This window comes from Lignipirellula cremea, from assembly GCF_056501455.1.
Map to the genome: position 1 here is coordinate 969,636 of NZ_CM151415.1, position 16,178 is coordinate 985,813.

12 protein-coding genes are annotated in these 16,178 nt (G+C 65.4%); 4 read left to right on the plus strand and 8 right to left on the minus strand.

Annotation, left to right across the window (positions count from 1 at the left end):
* Positions 1 to 100: 100 nt before the first annotated feature.
* The 4 genes from SH602x_RS03785 to SH602x_RS03800 form a co-directional block, all read right to left on the minus strand.
* Entirely contained in the window at positions 101 to 1,453 is a 1,353-nt protein-coding gene (locus tag SH602x_RS03785) for a type IV secretory system conjugative DNA transfer family protein (protein WP_479469798.1), read from the minus strand.
* Between the two features lie 327 nt (positions 1,454 to 1,780).
* Positions 1,781 to 2,911 (minus strand): ribosome small subunit-dependent GTPase A, encoded by a 1,131-nt coding sequence (gene rsgA, locus SH602x_RS03790; protein WP_479475540.1) that lies wholly within the window; start codon positions 2,909 to 2,911, stop codon positions 1,781 to 1,783.
* Positions 2,912 to 2,931: 20 nt separating this feature from the next.
* Positions 2,932 to 4,971, minus strand: a complete 2,040-nt coding sequence (gene ftsH / locus SH602x_RS03795; RefSeq protein WP_479469796.1) for an ATP-dependent zinc metalloprotease FtsH — start codon at positions 4,969 to 4,971, stop codon at positions 2,932 to 2,934.
* A gap of 231 nt (positions 4,972 to 5,202) precedes the next feature.
* Complete coding sequence (locus SH602x_RS03800; protein ID WP_479475541.1) at positions 5,203 to 5,679, minus strand: hypothetical protein; 477 nt, start codon at positions 5,677 to 5,679, stop codon at positions 5,203 to 5,205.
* On the opposite strand from SH602x_RS03800, the gene SH602x_RS03805 reads away from it, so the two are divergent.
* Together SH602x_RS03805 and SH602x_RS03810 are read left to right on the plus strand one after the other, a co-directional pair.
* Positions 5,678 to 5,860, plus strand: coding sequence for a hypothetical protein (locus SH602x_RS03805; RefSeq protein WP_479475542.1), 183 nt, complete (start codon positions 5,678 to 5,680; stop codon positions 5,858 to 5,860). The genes SH602x_RS03800 and SH602x_RS03805 overlap by 2 nt on opposite strands.
* 96 nt (positions 5,861 to 5,956) lie before the next feature.
* A complete protein-coding gene (locus SH602x_RS03810) occupies positions 5,957 to 7,108 on the plus strand; it encodes a S1C family serine protease (protein ID WP_479475543.1) in 1,152 nt (383 codons plus the stop codon).
* A gap of 2 nt (positions 7,109 to 7,110) precedes the next feature.
* Here the strand turns inward: SH602x_RS03810 and SH602x_RS03815 are convergent, their stop codons facing one another.
* The gene (locus tag SH602x_RS03815; RefSeq protein ID WP_479475544.1) at positions 7,111 to 9,192 is read right to left on the minus strand and encodes a thioredoxin domain-containing protein; all 2,082 of its coding nucleotides are present in this window, start codon (positions 9,190 to 9,192) and stop codon (positions 7,111 to 7,113) included.
* 488 nt (positions 9,193 to 9,680) lie between these two features.
* On the opposite strand from SH602x_RS03815, the gene SH602x_RS03820 reads away from it, so the two are divergent.
* A complete protein-coding gene (locus tag SH602x_RS03820) occupies positions 9,681 to 10,523 on the plus strand; it encodes a menaquinone biosynthetic enzyme MqnA/MqnD family protein (RefSeq protein WP_479475545.1) in 843 nt (280 codons plus the stop codon).
* On the plus strand, positions 10,504 to 11,670 hold the full coding sequence (gene mqnC / locus SH602x_RS03825) for a cyclic dehypoxanthinyl futalosine synthase (RefSeq protein WP_479475546.1): 1,167 nt from the start codon (positions 10,504 to 10,506) through the stop codon (positions 11,668 to 11,670). The genes SH602x_RS03820 and mqnC overlap by 20 nt, the downstream gene beginning before the upstream one ends.
* A 222-nt stretch (positions 11,671 to 11,892) precedes the next feature.
* On the opposite strand, the gene fliM is transcribed toward mqnC, so the two are convergent.
* The 3 genes from fliM to SH602x_RS03840 all read right to left on the minus strand — a co-directional run bounded on the left by fliM (position 11,893) and on the right by SH602x_RS03840 (position 15,778).
* Positions 11,893 to 12,918, minus strand: a complete 1,026-nt coding sequence (gene fliM, locus SH602x_RS03830) for a flagellar motor switch protein FliM (RefSeq protein ID WP_479475547.1) — start codon at positions 12,916 to 12,918, stop codon at positions 11,893 to 11,895.
* Positions 12,919 to 12,983: 65 nt separating this feature from the next.
* Positions 12,984 to 14,255: a glutamate-5-semialdehyde dehydrogenase gene (locus SH602x_RS03835; protein ID WP_479475548.1), complete on the minus strand. Its 1,272-nt coding sequence runs from the start codon at positions 14,253 to 14,255 to the stop codon at positions 12,984 to 12,986.
* 266 nt (positions 14,256 to 14,521) lie between these two features.
* Positions 14,522 to 15,778, minus strand: coding sequence for an SGNH/GDSL hydrolase family protein (locus tag SH602x_RS03840; protein WP_479475549.1), 1,257 nt, complete (start codon positions 15,776 to 15,778; stop codon positions 14,522 to 14,524).
* Between the last annotated feature and the right edge of the window lie 400 nt (positions 15,779 to 16,178).

Below are 16,178 nucleotides of genomic sequence, written 5' to 3' on the forward strand. Positions count from 1 at the left end.
TCGCGTCGCAAGACGAGGACGGAGGCGCCGGGGGCGGCTCCGCATTCTCGTCATCCGCGGCGGCGGGGTCAAACGTCGCGAGGCGAAAGCGCCGCTTCGCTCACTTCCCCATCGGCTGCGGCGCCTGCGGGTGGGGGCGATTGGCGTAGAAGCTGTTCTTGTCGAACATGCCGGCGAAGCGGCGATCGGTGAGATAGTTCAGCCGCCGGCAGCGGAGTTCGCCCCGTCCGTGAATGGCGAGGATCTGTTCGTCCGGCGTCAGGGCGCGGAGTTCCGCCGGGCCGGCGTCGAAGTACTCGCCCCACTGCACGGCCATGTCGCGGTTGTAGATGCCGAACGTCTGGATCACGCCGCAGTTGTTGAGGATCGTCTTCCACGATTCGGGATAGCAGGTCTTGAGCTGCGACAGGTCCTGCCAGAACGTGTGAACCCAGACGCCGTAGCCCGCGGCGAGCGTGATCATCGGTTCGAGCAGCGGGAAGCTTTCGAGCTGCGCCGCCTCGTCGATCAGGAACAGCGTGCGCAGGCGAGGGATCCGCTTCCGCGTCAAGAGCGCGGCGAGCAGCGTTCCCATCCAGAGCTTCAGCAGCCCGCGATGGCTGTGCAGGCGGCTGGGCGGAAGGACCAGATAAATGGAGATCGGCTTGCCGTCGACGAAATCCTGCAGCGAGAAGCTCGACTTGTTCAGCGTCCGTCCGATCAGGTCGGACATGAAGGGCTTGAAGTAGGTCTGCGCCGTCGCCAGGACGCCGCCGCGCGTGATGTCCGGCATCTGGAGCATGCTGGCGATCTCGCGATGGGCGTACCGGCTGATCTCCTTGCCGACCGTGTCGAGCACCACGGCCAGGTTGTAGACCACGTCGTCCCTCGTCAGCGCGTCGACGACGTAGTTCAGGTTCTTCTTGCTTTCGTCCCCCTGCGTCAGCGCGCAGGCGATCAACCCGCCGGAGAGTCCGCTGCCGTTGATGTCCCAGAACGGCTCCTTCGATCCCGTGATGCCGCGGGAGAGCAGCGAAGCGATCGACTGGGAATCGCACTCGACGTCGATCCCCTTGAGGTCGAACAGTTCGAGCGGGTTGAACGAATCGCCCCCTTCGCCGCAGACTTCGAACGGGTCGAGCCGGACGACCTGGTGCCCCATCTCGCGACGCCGTCGGGCGGTGATTTCGTAGTTCTCTCCCTTGGGATCGAACACGACGACGGGGCCGCGATAAGTGAGCAGATTGGGCGCGATGACGCCGACCCCTTTGCCCGAGCGCGTCGGCGCGACGGTGCAGAGATGGGCGTCGCCGTCGTACATCGCGGCCCGGCTCTCGGTGCGGCCGGCGGCCTTCGAATGAAAGCCGAGTCCCTTGCTCGTTTCGCGGTGGGCGCCGAGCAGAAGCGTATCGAGACCCGACTCGAACGAGAGCGGTTCCTCGAACTCGTCGTAGGCGGAAGCGGTTTCGACCATCGTCCAATCCCTTTGCGGCGAGGCAGACGTCGGCGCGGATCTCGTTCAGTTCTATCAAACGATACGCGCGAAAGCTCTCTCCGGCGACGCGAAGCGAGGCGACGAATCGCAAAGAGGCAGGGACCGACCAGGCGAGAACGGTTCGGTTCCGGCGGCGTGGCCCTGAAGGAGCGTGCCGCTAACTCTCTCGCGCCGTCAGCGGTTGCGCCGCTCACGCGGGGAAAGCGACGCTCGGGGGAAGGGAGCCGCCTCGCACCTCGGAAGCGTCCGAGGCGGGCCAGAAAAAAAATCTTCCGGCCGGCATGCTCCCGTCGAAGTGTCCACCTCTCAGACCATGTCGCCCTGGAAGAGGTGGACGTAGCTCTCGTACCGTCGCAGGTCGAGGCGTCCGTCCGCGACCGCGCCCTTTACGGCGCAGTCCTCTTCGTCGATGTGGGTGCAGTCGGGGTACCGGCAGAGGCTCACGCAGGGTCGCATGTCGCGAAAGTAGCCCTCCACCTCCGCGGGCGAGACGTCCCAGAGCTGGAACTGGCGGATGCCGGGCGTATCGACGAGCCAGCCGTCGCCGAACGGAATGAGCGACGCGGCGGTCGTGGTGTGGCGACCCTTCTGGTTTTCGGCGCTGACTTCGGCGACGCGGAGTTTCAGCGTGTCGTCGATCGCGTTCAGCAGGCTCGACTTGCCGACCCCCGACTGACCTGCGACGGCGGTCTGCCGGCCGCGGAAGAGCTTCCTCAGCGAGTCGAGATTGATCCGGCGGTGAACCGACACGAGAAACGTCGGATAGCCCATCTGCGAATAGACGCCGACCAGCGGAACGAGCTCCGCCGGGTCGATCAGGTCGATCTTGTTGATGCAGATGATCGGCCGGATGCCCGACGCTTCGGCGGAGACGAGGAACCGGTCGATCAGGTTCGGCTTGAGGTAGGGCTCCGCGGCGCTCCCCACGATCAGAAGCTGGTCGACGTTGGTCGCGATGACGTGCCGCTTGTTGCGGCTGGTGCGACTGAGCACCTGGGAACGCGGCTCGACCCGCTCGATGACTCCCTCGCGCTCCGCGATCGGCAGAAACTGCACCCGATCGCCCGCGGCGATGACGTGGCGCTGGTCGGTGCTGATCGACTTGAGAATGCCGCGGGTCGCACAACGAAACACGACCCCCGCGTCGTCGGCGACCCGGCAGGAGAGCCCATGCACGCTGAGCACCCGGCCCGAGCGGCACTTCTCCGGATCGACCTCGCGGAGGATCGCGACGCCGGAGGACTCATCCGCGTCTTCGGCGCCGATCAGCGTTCGGCGCCGCGTAAGAGCCCCCTTCCCCGACATCCGCTCGCCCGCCGTTTCGACGTCGAGCGAGTCGTGCTGGGAAGCCTGACTGGTGAAGTCGTTCTTCCGCGTCCGGGAATCGTGGTGCTTGCGGAACTCCGCCCGGACCTTGCTCGCCCGCTTCTTGGCCATAGGGAGAGCGATTCTAGCGACTACCGATCGGGCGAGCCGCCGGTCGGGACGTTGAGGTACGAGTTATCCGGGTGATCGAGGTGCGCCGGATCCTCGTTCTTCTCGCGGTGAAGATTCCGAACGGGCGGGCCGAGCAGCTCCTCGATCTGAGCCTCGGTCAGCTCTTCGCGTTCGAGCAGGGTCTGCGCCAGCTTTTCGAAGTCGGCCCGATGCTCGATGAGGAGGTCGGTCGCCCGCTGCGCCGATTCGTTCAGAACGCGGGAGACCTCTTCGTCGATCAGCTCCATCGTGTGTTCGCTGAACTGACGCTGCTGGTGCATTTCGCGTCCGAGGAACGGATCGTCTTCCGAAAGTTTGTAGCTGACCGGGCCGAGCCGCTCGCTCATGCCCCACTGCGTGATCATGTTGCGCGCGAGTTGCGTGGCCCGTTCCAGATCGTTGGACGCCCCGGTGTTGACGTCGTCGAAGACGAGCTTCTCCGCTGCCCGACCGGCGAGGGCCATCGTGAGCCAGTCGGTGATTTCCGCCTCGCTCATGTTCGACTGGTCGTCCTCGCGGCGGAACTGCACGCGACCGCCGGTCCGTCCCCGGGCGATGATCGTCGCCTTGTGGATCGGATCGACATGCGCGAGCTTCCAGCCGGCGATGGCGTGACCCGCCTCGTGATAGGCCGCCTTCTTCCGCTCGCGGGGATTGAGCAGGTCGTCGCGCTTCGCGCCCAGCGTCACCTTGTCGTACGCATGTTCGAAGTCGGCGCTGTCGACCTGGCTCTTGTCCTGACGAGCCGCCCACAGGGCCGCCTCGTTGACGACGTTGCGGATGTCGGCGCCCGTCATGCCGGCGCTGTTCGCGGCGAGAGCCCCGATGTTGACGTCGTCCGACAGCGGAACGTTGCGAACGTGGACCTTGAAAATCTGCTTGCGTGCCTTCACGTTCGGACGGTCCACCGTCACGTGCCGGTCGAAACGGCCCGGCCGAAGGAGCGCCGGATCGAGCACGTCGGGCCGGTTCGTCGCGGCGACCACGATGACGGAGTCCTGTCCGCCGAAGCCGTCCATCTCGCTCAGGATCTGGTTCAGCGTCTGCTCACGCTCGTCGTGACCGCCCCCCAGGCCGGCGCCGCGCTGGCGTCCGACGGCGTCGATTTCGTCGATGAAGATAATCGCCGGGCTCTGTTCCCGCGCGGTGCGGAACAGGTCGCGGACGCGACTGGCGCCGACGCCGACGAACATCTGAATGAATTCGGAGCCGTTCACGGAGAAGAACGGCACGCCCGCTTCGCCCGCCACGGCGCGAGCCAGCAGCGTCTTGCCCGTTCCCGGAGGGCCGAACAGCAGGACGCCCTTCGGGATGCGACCGCCTAGCTTGCGGAACTTCTCAGGCGACCTGAGGAAGTCGACGATCTCCTGTAGGTCTCCCTTCACGCTTTCCAGACCGGCGACGTCCTTGAACGTGACGGCGTTGCGCGAGGCCTCGTACCGCTTGGCCGGACTGCGGCTGAAGCCGCCGAGGAATCCGCCTCCCATGATGTCGTTGCGCGTGCGCCGGTACTGCAGCCAGATCCAGAGCACGAACGCGAGCGGCAACAGGATGGCGATCATCCAGATGATGGTCAGCACATGCTCGGTCGGTTCCGCGAAGACGTAGTCGACGACCTTTTCGGGCTCGCCCGCTTCCCGGAACCGGGAGTTGATCGCCTTGAATTCCTTGTCGAAGTCCGACTGAACCTGACTTCCGCCCGAAATCGTGACGCGGAACTTCTTGCTGAGCGTCTGCTTGGTCGCCTTCGGAGCCCCCTCTTCGTCGACGATCGGGGCCTTCGGCGGGACGCGGAATTCGCCGCGGATCTCGGTCGTGCCGATTTCCGCCGCGGCGATGTTTCCTTCGGCGAGCTGCTGCCGGAAGAAGTCCAGGCTGATCGAGTCGGCGGTGGAGATATTGGTGACGAGGGCGTAAACGCCGATCAGCGTCAGCAGAGCCGCCACGAGCCAGAACTGCGGACTGCGCAGGAACTGGCCTTGGTCGTTGGGCTTCTGCGATTCGTCGTTGCGCCTCTCCATCTCGATTCCTTAACGATTCCTCTCGAACGGACGCGGCGGAATCGCCGTCGTGCCCCGCTTCCTACCCGCGAACGGTCGCGCCGACTTAGCGCGCTGCCTGTCGCAGCATGGCCGATGCCGATCCCCGGCAGAATCCGCAAGCTAGTAAGTTTACGCCGCCGCCTGAAAGGGGGAAACCGAGCGAGAGCCTTTTCGACCTTTCGCGGTTTCTCGGCGACGATCGGCAGCCCGCTACAGGTACATCCCCAGGTAGCCCTCGGAGGAGTCGGTCTCCTCCTTAAGCTTCGCCAGCCGCTCCTCGGTCTTAGCCAGGTCGCCGGCCTGGATATAGCGGTTGAACTCCGTCAGGACGCTCCGCGGGACCGTTTCGGCGAACCACTGGACGACCGGTTCGGTCAGCCAGTCGCACGTTTCCCGGACCAGATCGACCCGCAAATCGGCGTGCCGGCCGACGCGATCGTCCGATTCGGTCAGGAGCGTCCCCTCGAAGCTGAACTGGACCATTCCCGCCGTCGGGTCGTTCAGCAGGCGATACGTGCAGGTCGCCCGGTAGAGGTAATAGGAATTCAGGCTGCCGTGCTTTTCGAGGGCGGCAAAGACATCCTCCAGGAACTTGCGGTATCTGGGGGAGGCGTCGATCGGGATATCGAACCGATTGATCGACCGAAGGGGGAGGCAATCGAACTCGATTTCGACCCAGCGTTCCATGCTTCCGATCTCTGACGACGCGATTTTCGAACGAATTCCGGCGTTCCTGGTCGCCGAAACGCTCCGCGGCCATCGTAGCGGCCTCGTTACGCTCGGCACAACCGGCGCCGCCGTGCAGGTCGACGGCGTTCGTCCGCCGCCGGACGACACGCATTTCAGAACGGCGCCGTTCGGCAACTAGACTGTAGCGACGAATCTGCGTTCGCCGCTCGATAACCTGGGCGGGTTCAAAACGCGGATCGGCTCTTCGCAAGGACGCCGCCCGCCTGTTGAAACTATGACGCGCCACCCCCGCCGAGAAAACAGCCGTCGTGTCGAGGAGTCCTCGCGGATTCCGCGCCGGACCCTCCTGCGCGCGGCGGCGGTCTGTACGGCGCTGGCGCTGGGGCTCTTCGTGACGGGACCGACGGTCGCTCGCGGACAGTATGCCGACGCCGCGTCGCTCTCGGCGGCGTTTCGTCAGGCGATGCAGCGCGTCGAGCCGACGGTGGTGACGATCACGATCGGGTACGCCGGCGATCCGGTCGGAGTCGTTCCGGTCGGCGTGGTCGGAACGGACGATCGCCCCCGCGTGGGCGCCGGCGTGATCATCACCGAAACGGGACACATCGTCACCAGCGCCCGGTTGCTTCAGTACGCCGCCGCGGCGCGCGTCCGCACGGCAGACGGTCGCGTCTACGACGCCCACTCGCTCAAGTCCGACGGCGCGAGCGACCTGGCGGTCATTCGCATCGATCCGACGACCCGGCTTCCCTTCGCACCGTTCGGCAACTCGCAGACGCTGCAGCGCGGCGACTGGGTTCTCGCCGTCGGCGGCGGCACGGGCGACGTCGCGACCTTTTCGGCAGGCGTCATCGGAACGAAGTCCGCGCGCAGCCCCGATCTCGGCGGCGTCTACGCCTTGCAGCATGACGCCGATACCGACTGGTCCCAGGCAGGCGGACCGCTGCTGAACCTGGCCGGCGAAGTCGTCGGATTCAACCTGTCGCCGACGATGACGCCCCGCGGCAGCGCGGCCTCGTTCGCGTATCCCGTCACTGAATCCAAGACCATTCTCCGTTCGCTGCTTCAGGCTTCGGGAACCGGAACGGTCGGCGGCGGCGGCGGTATTCCGGCGACTGGCTCGCGGGCCTACTTAGGGTTGCTCGTCACGGAGTTGCTCGCCTCCGATGTGCAACGCCTCGGTGCGACCGGCGTTCAGGGCGCGCTGGTGACCAGCGTCATCCCGGGCGGTCCCGCCGCTGCATTGGGTGTCGAAGCCGATATGATCCTCCTCTCGTTCGAGGGTCGTCCCGTCTCCTCTCCACGGGATCTTCAGGCGCTGCTCGAACAGCGCCGGCCTGGCGACAAGGTGCTCCTCACGGTTTGGGACGCCGGTAAGCGCTACGAAGGTCAGACGACGCTGATCGATTCGGCGAATCGACCGTAGCCCTATTCCTCCAGCGTCGCGCGGATCGCGTCCCAGCCGACGACGGGAAGTTCGCACGAACGCCCGCGGCAGCGATAGAGCGTCGGCTGATCCTGTTTCCTGACGAGAAAATCGCGGATCGAGGCGTCGACCAGTTCGTCGTGCTCCGGCAGCGAGGCGATGAACGCCGTCCCGGGATAGCGGCGGTTCCAGAGGACGCGGAATTCCTGCGCGTCGACCGAATCGGCGTCCGCGGCCAGACGCCATTCCTCGCCCTTTTCGAGCGCCAAGGCCGCCAGCATGAGGTTCGTCGTCGCCTGCGGCGCCCTTCGCATCGTCGGCGCTCCGGCATCGATCGCGCGACGGGCGGCTTCCAGGTATTCGTCGCGTCCTAGCAGACGCCCCAGCGCGACGAGCGCCTGCGCCGCGGCAGAGTTCCCGCTCGGCGTGCTGCCGTCGAAGAAGTCTTTCGTCTGCGCGATCATCCGCTCGCCTGACTTCGGAGCGTAGAAGAAGCCCCCCTGCTCTGCGTCCTCGAAGTCCGCGAGCATGCGATCAACCAGTTCCACGGCGCTCGTCAGATGCTGACGGTCCCAGGTCGCTTGGTACAGGGCCACCAGTCCGCAGGCGACGCAGGCGTAATCGTCGACGAAGGCAGCAACCTTCGCGGCGCCGTTCCGCCAGGCGTGCAGCAGTCCGCCGTCGCTCGACCGCATCTGCGTCAGCAGAAACCGGGCGTTTCTTTCCGCTGCCTGGCGATAGCGTTCGTCGCCGAACGCGGCGTATCCGACGGCCAGCGCTTCGAGCGCCATGCCGTTCCAGTTCGCGAGAACCTTGTCGTCCGTTCCGGGTCGAACGCGTTCCGCCCGCTTCGCGTAGAGCCGCCCCAGCGCTCCGGCGAAGCGGGCCCTTAGAACCGACGGCTCGAAGCCGAACTCCGCCGCGACCTCTTCCAGCGGACGGCGCTCGTGCAGAATCGTCTTGCCTTCGAAGTTCCCGCGGTCGGTCACGCCGTACCGGGCGCAGAACGGCTCGAAGACATCGGGCTCGACGACCTCCTGAATCTCCGCCTTGTTCCAGACGTAGAACTTTCCTTCCTCGCCTTCCGAATCGGCGTCGAACGAACTGTAGAAGCCCCCCTCCTCGTGCGTCATCTCGCGTAGCAGAAAGTCGAGCGTCTTCGCCGCCGTTTCGCGGAAGTGGGGAACCTCCAGCGCCTGCCACGCCCGTGCGTACGACTTCGCGAGAAGCGCGTTGTCGTAGAGCATCTTTTCGAAGTGCGGGACGAGCCACTCCTGATCGACGGAGTAGCGTGCGAAGCCGCCGCCGACGTGATCGAAGATGCCCCCCTCGGCCATCGACCGCAGCGATTTCTCCACGATCGTCTTGAGTCGGCCGTAAGCGTCGTCCGCGGCTTTCTGCTCCGGCGAAGCGGTCTGCTGCCCCGCATGCCAGGCGAGCAGCGCCAGATCGAGTTCCATCGAATGGGGGAACTTCGGCGCGCTGCCGAACCCGCCATGCTCGGGATCGAACGACTCGGCCATGTGCGCGAGCGCATCCTCGGCGAAGCGAATCTCCCACTGCGATTTACTGTCGCCCGCGGGGGGGCGATTCAGGTACTCCGTGACCCGTTCGCCCTGGTCGAGCAGCGTCGCCCGGTCATTCTTCCAGAGGTCGGCGATGCGGGCGACGACCTGCGGAAAGCCGGGGCGTCCGAAGCGAGGCTCGGGCGGCCAGTACGTTCCGCCGAAGAACGGCTTGCCGTCGGGCGCCAGGAAGGCCGAGAGGGGCCAGCCGCCTCCCTGCTGCGTGATGGCCTGGACCGCCGCCATGTAGACGTGGTCGAGATCGGGTCGCTCCTCGCGATCGACCTTGATCGAGACGAAGTCCCGGTTGAGCGCCTCGGCGATCGCTTCGTTCTCGAAGCTCTCCCGCTCCATCACATGACACCAGTGACAGGCGGCGTATCCGATCGACAGAAAGATCGGCTTCTCCTCCCGGCGTGCCTTTTCGAGAGCCTCTTCGCCCCACGGGAACCAGTCGACCGGGTTGTGCTGGTGCTGAAGCAGGTAGGGGCTCGATTCCCCGGCGAGGCGATTGGTCATGACGAGGCAGCAGGCGGGAGAACGCGGGCGGAAAAGTACTCGGCAGTCTAGCCGCGTCCCGGGTCGTCCGAACCCCCGGAAGTGTCGCTAGCGGAGGACCTGTGTGCCACGGCTGGCTTGTCCAGCCGTGCTGAACCCGCGAACCGACGATCAGTCGCTTATTTGCCATCCGTCAGCAGATGTCTCTATGGAATACGTGTCCTCGTCGCCTGCACGGCTGGGCAAGCCAGCCATGGCACACCGGAAATCTTCTGAAGTTCCGCGTGATACGACCTGCGGCGGCTGGTCGCAGGCGAGCGAACGGTCGTTGAGGAGGGCCTCGCGAAAACGGTTGAAATAGCGGCGATCGATGGGCACGCCCTCCACAGGCGCTGCCTGTCCGCCTGACGGCGCTGCGGACGTCGAAGCCGGAGCGATCCGGCTTCGACGGTCCCGCGTTCCGCGGTTAGAATCGCATCGTCCAGCCGCTTTCCGACGAGCCGCGTTCCATGACCGTCGATAAGCTCCGACCGATCCGGGTGGGGGCCGTTTCCTATCTCAACAGCAAGCCGCTGCTGTTCGGACTCTCCGAACAGGCGCCCTTCGCGACGCTGACGCTCGACCTGCCGAGCCGTCTGGCGACGGGTCTAGCGGAAGAGCGCTACGACGTCGCGCTTATCCCCGCGATCGAATACTTTCGTCAGCCCGGCTGCGAGATCGTCTCCGACGCCTGCATCGCCGCCCGGGGTCCGGTCTGGAGCGTGAAGCTCCTGTTCCGAACGCCGCCCGAGCAGGTAAGGACGCTGGCGCTCGACGAAGGATCGCGGACCAGCGCGACGCTTGCCCGGATCCTGCTGCATCGACGCTGCGGGATCGAGCCGGCGACGCGTCCGCTCCCCATCGACGCCGATTTCCGTTCCGCTGACGCGGACGCGATCCTGGTGATCGGCGATCGGGCGATGCATGTCCGCGACGAGGATTACGCCTGCGTCTGGGATCTGGCCCAGGCGTGGGGGGCCGAAACCTGGGGAACCGTACAGAACCTGCCGTTCGTGTTCGCCATGTGGGTCGCCCGGCCCGGAGTCGACCGCGAAGCGCTGGCCGAACTGGAAGCGGCTCTCGAGCGGTGTCGCGACGAAGGCCTGATTCATGCCGAGCGGATCGCCGCCGAAGAAGGTCCGCCGCTCGGGCTGTCGCCGCAGGCGGCGCTCGATTACTTTCGCAAGCATCTGCACTTCCGACTCGGTCGCCGGGAACGTGCGGGGCTGGCTGCTTTCTATGAGCAGGCCGTGGCCCTGAACCTGGCGCCGGCGGGACGAGAGGTCCGATTCCATGATTGCCTTCAGCATTGACGCTATTCTCGACAAGGCCGTCGCCGGCGAGCGCATCACGCCCGCCGAGGGGGTCGCGCTGCTGGAGTCGCACGATCTGGCGAAGATCGGACGCGCGGCTGACGCCGTGACGCGGCGCCTCCATCCGGAGGACTTTCGCACCTACAACATCGACCGGAACGTCAACTACACCAACGTCTGCACGGCGGTGTGCGACTTCTGCGCGTTCTATCGCACTCCGAAGTCGGAGGAGGGTTACGTCCTTCCGCGCGAGGTCCTGCTCAAAAAGGTAGAAGAGACCGTCGCTCTCGGCGGCGAGCAGATCCTGATGCAGGGAGGACTCCACCCGAAGTTCAAGCTCGACTGGTACGAGGAGCTGCTTCGCGACATCAAGCAGGCCTTCCCGCAGGTCAACGTTCACGGCTTCAGCCCGCCGGAGATCTACCACTTCACGAAGGTCAACAAGCTTTCGCTAAGAGAGATCCTGACTCGTCTGAAGGAAGCCGGCCTCGGCAGTCTGCCCGGCGGCGGAGCGGAGATCCTGGTCGATCGCGTCCGTGCCGCGATCACCCGCGGAAAGGTGATGACCGACGAATGGCTCGACGTGATGCGGGTCTGGCACGAACTGGGCGGCAAGAGCTCCGCCACGATGATGTTCGGCCATGTCGAAACTCTGGCCGAGCGGATCGAGCATCTCGATCGCGTGCGGCAGCTTCAGGACGAAACGGGCGGCTTCACCGCGTTCATCTGCTGGACGTTTCAGCCCGACCATACGGAGATGGCCCACATCGCGCCCGCCGGCAGCTTCGAGTATCTCAAGACGCAGGCAGTCAGCCGGCTCTACCTCGACAACGTGCCGAACATCCAGTCGAGCTGGGTCACGCAGGGGCAGAAGATCGGCCAGCTCGCGATGCAGTTCGGCGCCAACGACATGGGCTCGCTCATGATCGAGGAGAACGTCGTCGCCGAAGCGGGCACGGTGCATCTCCTCACGCTGGAGCAGATTCGCGGCGCGATCGAGGAGTTGGGCTACGTTCCCCGGCAGCGGAACGTCTTCTACCAACTCCTGCCTCTGGAGCAGGAACGCTTCGCGATCGAAGCGAATCGCGATCGGGCTGCGACGCTCAACCGCACGAAGGGCGCCGACCTGGTCGATCTGAAGGCGTAGTCGTAGGCCCATGCGCCATAGAGGCGAGCGGAGGGTGTAAGCCCTCCGTGTCTTCGGCGCGACGAACCATCGATGCCACGGAGGGCTTACACCCTCCGCTCGCCGTGTGCCATGCCCACATCTCCGAAGGAAGGGTGGGCATGCTCCAGGGGCCGGCCGAACCTTACATGCCCACCCTGCTGGCGCGATGTGGGCATGGCACACATGACGGTCAGGCAGGCGTCAACCCTTCTTCGGGGCTTCGACGGGGCTGACGACCTTCTCGATCTGGATGGCCTTTCTCCCCTTGAGCTGGCCGGGGCTGGCGAGAAACTTCGTCGCGTCGGAGATCGAGACCGTCAGCGGCTGGCGGACGTCGTGCTCGGTCAGAATGACGTCGCCGACGCGCAGGCCGATCAGCTCCTCGACGCTGATCTTCCCCGGCGCGAAGCGGACGACCAGTTCCAGATCCGACCGGTCGAGGCTCCGCGAAACGGTCTCCTTCGTCTTCTGCGTGACGTTGGTGCGACCGTAGCCGGCCCAGGTTTTCTCGGCCAGGTTCGAGCCGATGCGCTCGATCGAGTTGTACGGGATGCAGAGATTGATCATCCCACGGACATCGTTCACGCAGGCTTCGAACGTCACGAGGATGACGACTTCGCTCGGCGGAACGACCTGCACGAGTTGCGGGTTGGACTCGATCTTTTCGACGGATAGTTCCAGCGCGACGAGCGTCTCCCACGCACGCTTCAGCTCGCGCAGGAAGAGCTGCACGATCCGCTCGACGATCTTCAGTTCGATCTCGGTCAGCGCCCGCCTGGCGATCAGTCCTGACTCTTTCCCGCCGCCCAGCAGGCGATCGATCATCGGAAACAGGACGACCGGATCGAGATCCAGAATCAGATTGCCGGGCAGCGGGTCCGCCTTAAGCAGGACGAAGCAGGTCGGGTTCTCGAGGCTGAAGACGAACTCGCCGTACGTGAGCTGATCGACGCTGACGAGCTTCAGATCGACGACGCTGCGGAGCACGTTCGAGAGCGACACGCTGAAGTTCCGCCCCAGCCCGTCATGCAGCGTCTGGAGCGCGCGCATCTGCTCCTTGCCGACGCGTTCGGGACGCTTGAAGTCGTACGGGACGATCTTCTCGCGACCGCGCCGCTCTTCGGTCGCGACGTGCTTGACGGCAGGCCGCTGCGCATCGTCCGCGTTCGGATCGAGCGAACTGAGCAGATTTTCGACTTCGTCGTGCGAAAGCACTTCGTCGCTCATCGGTCCCTCCTGGACGTCTCGCGACCCGTTCGGCGGAACTGCCGAATCTTCGGACTCTGGTTCCGTTACTGCCGGATCTGGCCGTCTCCGACGACCACGTATTTGTAGCTGGTCAGTTCTTCGAGGCCGCAGGGTCCGCGAGCGTGGAACTTGTCGGTGCTGATCCCGATCTCGGCGCCCATGCCGAACTCGCCGCCGTCGTGGAAGCGGGTACTGGCGTTGATGATGACGGCGGCGGAATCGACCCCCGCGGCGAACTTCTGCGACGCGGCCAGATCGCGCGTGACGATGGCGTCCGTATGGTGCGAGCCGTAGCGTTCGATCCAGTCGATCGCCTGCTCCAGCGAGTCGACCACCTTGCAGGAGATCGTCGGCCCGAGGTACTCGGTCGACCAGTCTTCCTCGGTCGCGGCGACGGCGGCCGGAATCGCCGCCTGCGTCGGTTCGTCGCCGCGAATCTCGACGCCGCGATCGGCCAGTTCCTTCCCGATCTTCGGCAGGAACGCCTTCGCGACGTCGCGGTGAATCAATATCGACTCGCAGGCGTTGCAGACGCCCATACGACTGCACTTCGAGTTGACGACGATCTTCGCGGCCAAGTCGAGATCCGCAGCCGCGTCGACGTAGACGTGGCAGTTGCCGTCGAAGTGCTTGATCACCGGCATCGTCGCTTCGTCGGCGACCCGGCGGATCAGGCCCGCTCCGCCCCGCGGAATGGCGACATCGATGCAGTCGTTCATCCTGAGCAGATGGCCGACGATGTCGCGGTCGGACGACTCGACGATCTGGACGGCGTCCTCGGGCAACGCGTGCCGGAGGAGTTCCTCGCGCAGCACGGCGACGATCGCGGCGCTGCTGCTCGCCGCCTCTTTTCCGCCGCGAAGAATGACGGCGTTGCCGCTCTTCACGCAGATCGCCGCGGCGTCCGCCGTGACGTTGGGACGCGACTCGTAAATGAAGAAGACCGTCCCGAGCGGCACCCGGATCTTGGAGATCGACAGGCCGTTGGGACGCATCGTGTGATCGATGATTCGACCGATCGGGTCGGGCAGCGAAGCGATCTGTTCCAGCCCCGCCGCGATCGCCTCGACCCGCTTTTTGTCGAGACGCAGGCGATCCTTTTCCGCGTCCGTCAGGCCGAACCCGTCGGCGCTCGCCAGATCCTGGTCGTTCGCTTCCAGAATGGAGGCGGTCGCTTCGCGAAGCGCGGCTGCCGAGGACTTGAGCCAGGCGTTGCGCACCTCTCCCGAGACGGTCGCGAGGCCCTTCGACGCAGCGCGGGCCCGCTCGGCAAGTCGTCGGCTGTAGGTTTTCGAGTCGGTTTCGACGACGGCCATGCGCACAGAGCTTTCGAACAACGTCCGGCAGGCACGGAACTTCCGCGCTCTCGCAGTATGGAAAAGGAGGCAAACCGGGTCAATGCCGTTCGGCAAGCGACCCAGCGACGGGCGGCTGGCTTAAGTCTCTTCGTCGTCGTAGGTTACGCCTGTCGCTTTCGGGGCGCCGGGTCGGCCGGACCTGTTCCTCGAAGAGGGAGGTCGAATGCCTGAGGTTCGACGAGCGGTTCGTCCCCTCCCGTCGAGACCGCGAATGCGATCTGCGGTTACTCGCGGCGGGTGAGCACGAACTCGTAAGGTCGGGGCTTCGCGACGAGGCGCTGCATCGCTTCGAGCTTCGCGTTGGCAGCGTCGGTCTCATGCCGCAGTTCCCGCAGGAGGGCGCTCTCGGGCAGCGTGCTCTCGCCGTTCCGCAGCGCCTGATCAAGTTCGTGCCGCGCCTCGGTCAGCGACTTGAGCATCGTCGCCTGGGCGTCCCAGGGGCCGCCCGGTTGCCAGCCGTCCGCCGTCGCGGAGGCGATGTCGATGCCTCCCGACAGCGTTTCGGCGTCGTACGAACCGACGGCCCGACCGTCGACGACCAGGTCGTACGTCCCCGGCGCCAGGTTCGTCACTTGCAGACGGTAGGCGTTGATCTCCTGGATCGGTACGAAGCGGTAGGAGAACGCCGCGAAGGCGCCGTTGTTGAAAGGGAGCGCGTCGTCCTGCCGCGTAAAGCGGACGCCCTTCTCGTCGCTGTGTATGTCGCGGATGGAGCAGCCTCGCGCTTCGACGGCCTTTTCTGCGTCGGCGTCGATGGTGCAAGCCGAGACTTCCTGCGGCGCGCCCAGGCCCTTCAGGATCGCGTGCGCCATCGCGAGTTGGCCGAGCGCGTTGAGATGGATGCCGTCGGGCGCGTGCAGCGATTCGTGTTTCTCCGTCGGCAGTCCTTCGTTCGCGGCTTCGATTCGACGCTGAGCCTCGCGCATCATGCGCTGCACGTCGATCGTGCCGCCTCCCTCTTCGCGTGCGGCGGCGAGCCCCGCGTCGCACATCTGCTGCAGGTACTCGTGTTCTGACTTGTCAGGATCGGCCGCCGTCACGGCTGCGGAGCAGATGACGACCCGCACGCCCCGCTCGCGACAGGCTCGGACGATTCCGCGGATCGAGTCCAGATAGCGCTGGCGATGCTCATCGTCGGCCTTCATTCCCCAGCCGATGTCGTTGATGCCGTACGCGACGGTCAACAGCGTCACGCCCCGCTCGAAGACGTCGCGCTCCAGTCTCGCCAGCCCGCCCGCCGCCATATCGCCGCCGATCCCCAGGTTGACGAAGCGAACCTCGCGTTCGGGAAACCGCAGCAGCGTGTAGTTCTCGATCAGTTTCCCGTAGGTTCGCTCCGCCGTGATGCTGTCGCCGAGGAATCCGACGACGTCGCCGTCTCGGATGGCGAACTCCTGGCCCAATTCCTGGCCGAGCGCCGTCGGGACGACCAGCAAAAAACTGAGGAGCGCCGAGAGGCGAAGCGAGGCGGCAAGCGACATCGGCGAGATGCGATGAGAAGGCGAAGAAGGGAACAATTACGAGTCACCCACTGTAATTCGCCCCATGCAGGTGCTCTCCCGTTCTCGGCAAGGCGGCGAATCGGTGCGACTGATGGAGCCTGAACCTCGATCCATCTCCTTGAATGACGTCGATCGTTCAATTAGTTTCGGCACAATCGTCAAACTCTGCTCTACTGCCCCCCCCCCTGCCGACCGACTTCCGCACGATCCGGCATCCCAGCGACTCGCTGGCGACGCGTCGCCCCCCCTCCAAAGTCGGGCTCTCAAGTTCGCAGGCGTCGATCGTCTCGCACTCGCGGCGCCTGCGGTCGAACACTAGGTTTTTTATGCGTGCCGTGGATCCGTCCGCGCGGCAGATGGACGCGGCGCCTGTGCCATT

Coding starts and splice junctions, on each gene's coding strand:
- SH602x_RS03785 (WP_479469798.1), bottom strand. CDS start 1,453: ATGGTCGAAACCGCTTCCGCCTACGACGAGTTCGAGGAACCGCTCTCG.
- rsgA (WP_479475540.1), bottom strand. CDS start 2,911: ATGGCCAAGAAGCGGGCGAGCAAGGTCCGGGCGGAGTTCCGCAAGCAC.
- ftsH (WP_479469796.1), bottom strand. CDS start 4,971: ATGGAGAGGCGCAACGACGAATCGCAGAAGCCCAACGACCAAGGCCAG.
- SH602x_RS03805 (WP_479475542.1), top strand. CDS start 5,678: ATGCTTCCGATCTCTGACGACGCGATTTTCGAACGAATTCCGGCGTTC.
- SH602x_RS03800 (WP_479475541.1), bottom strand. CDS start 5,679: ATGGAACGCTGGGTCGAAATCGAGTTCGATTGCCTCCCCCTTCGGTCG.
- SH602x_RS03810 (WP_479475543.1), top strand. CDS start 5,957: ATGACGCGCCACCCCCGCCGAGAAAACAGCCGTCGTGTCGAGGAGTCC.
- SH602x_RS03815 (WP_479475544.1), bottom strand. CDS start 9,192: ATGACCAATCGCCTCGCCGGGGAATCGAGCCCCTACCTGCTTCAGCAC.
- SH602x_RS03820 (WP_479475545.1), top strand. CDS start 9,681: ATGACCGTCGATAAGCTCCGACCGATCCGGGTGGGGGCCGTTTCCTAT.
- mqnC (WP_479475546.1), top strand. CDS start 10,504: ATGATTGCCTTCAGCATTGACGCTATTCTCGACAAGGCCGTCGCCGGC.
- fliM (WP_479475547.1), bottom strand. CDS start 12,918: ATGAGCGACGAAGTGCTTTCGCACGACGAAGTCGAAAATCTGCTCAGT.
- SH602x_RS03835 (WP_479475548.1), bottom strand. CDS start 14,255: ATGGCCGTCGTCGAAACCGACTCGAAAACCTACAGCCGACGACTTGCC.
- SH602x_RS03840 (WP_479475549.1), bottom strand. CDS start 15,778: ATGTCGCTTGCCGCCTCGCTTCGCCTCTCGGCGCTCCTCAGTTTTTTG.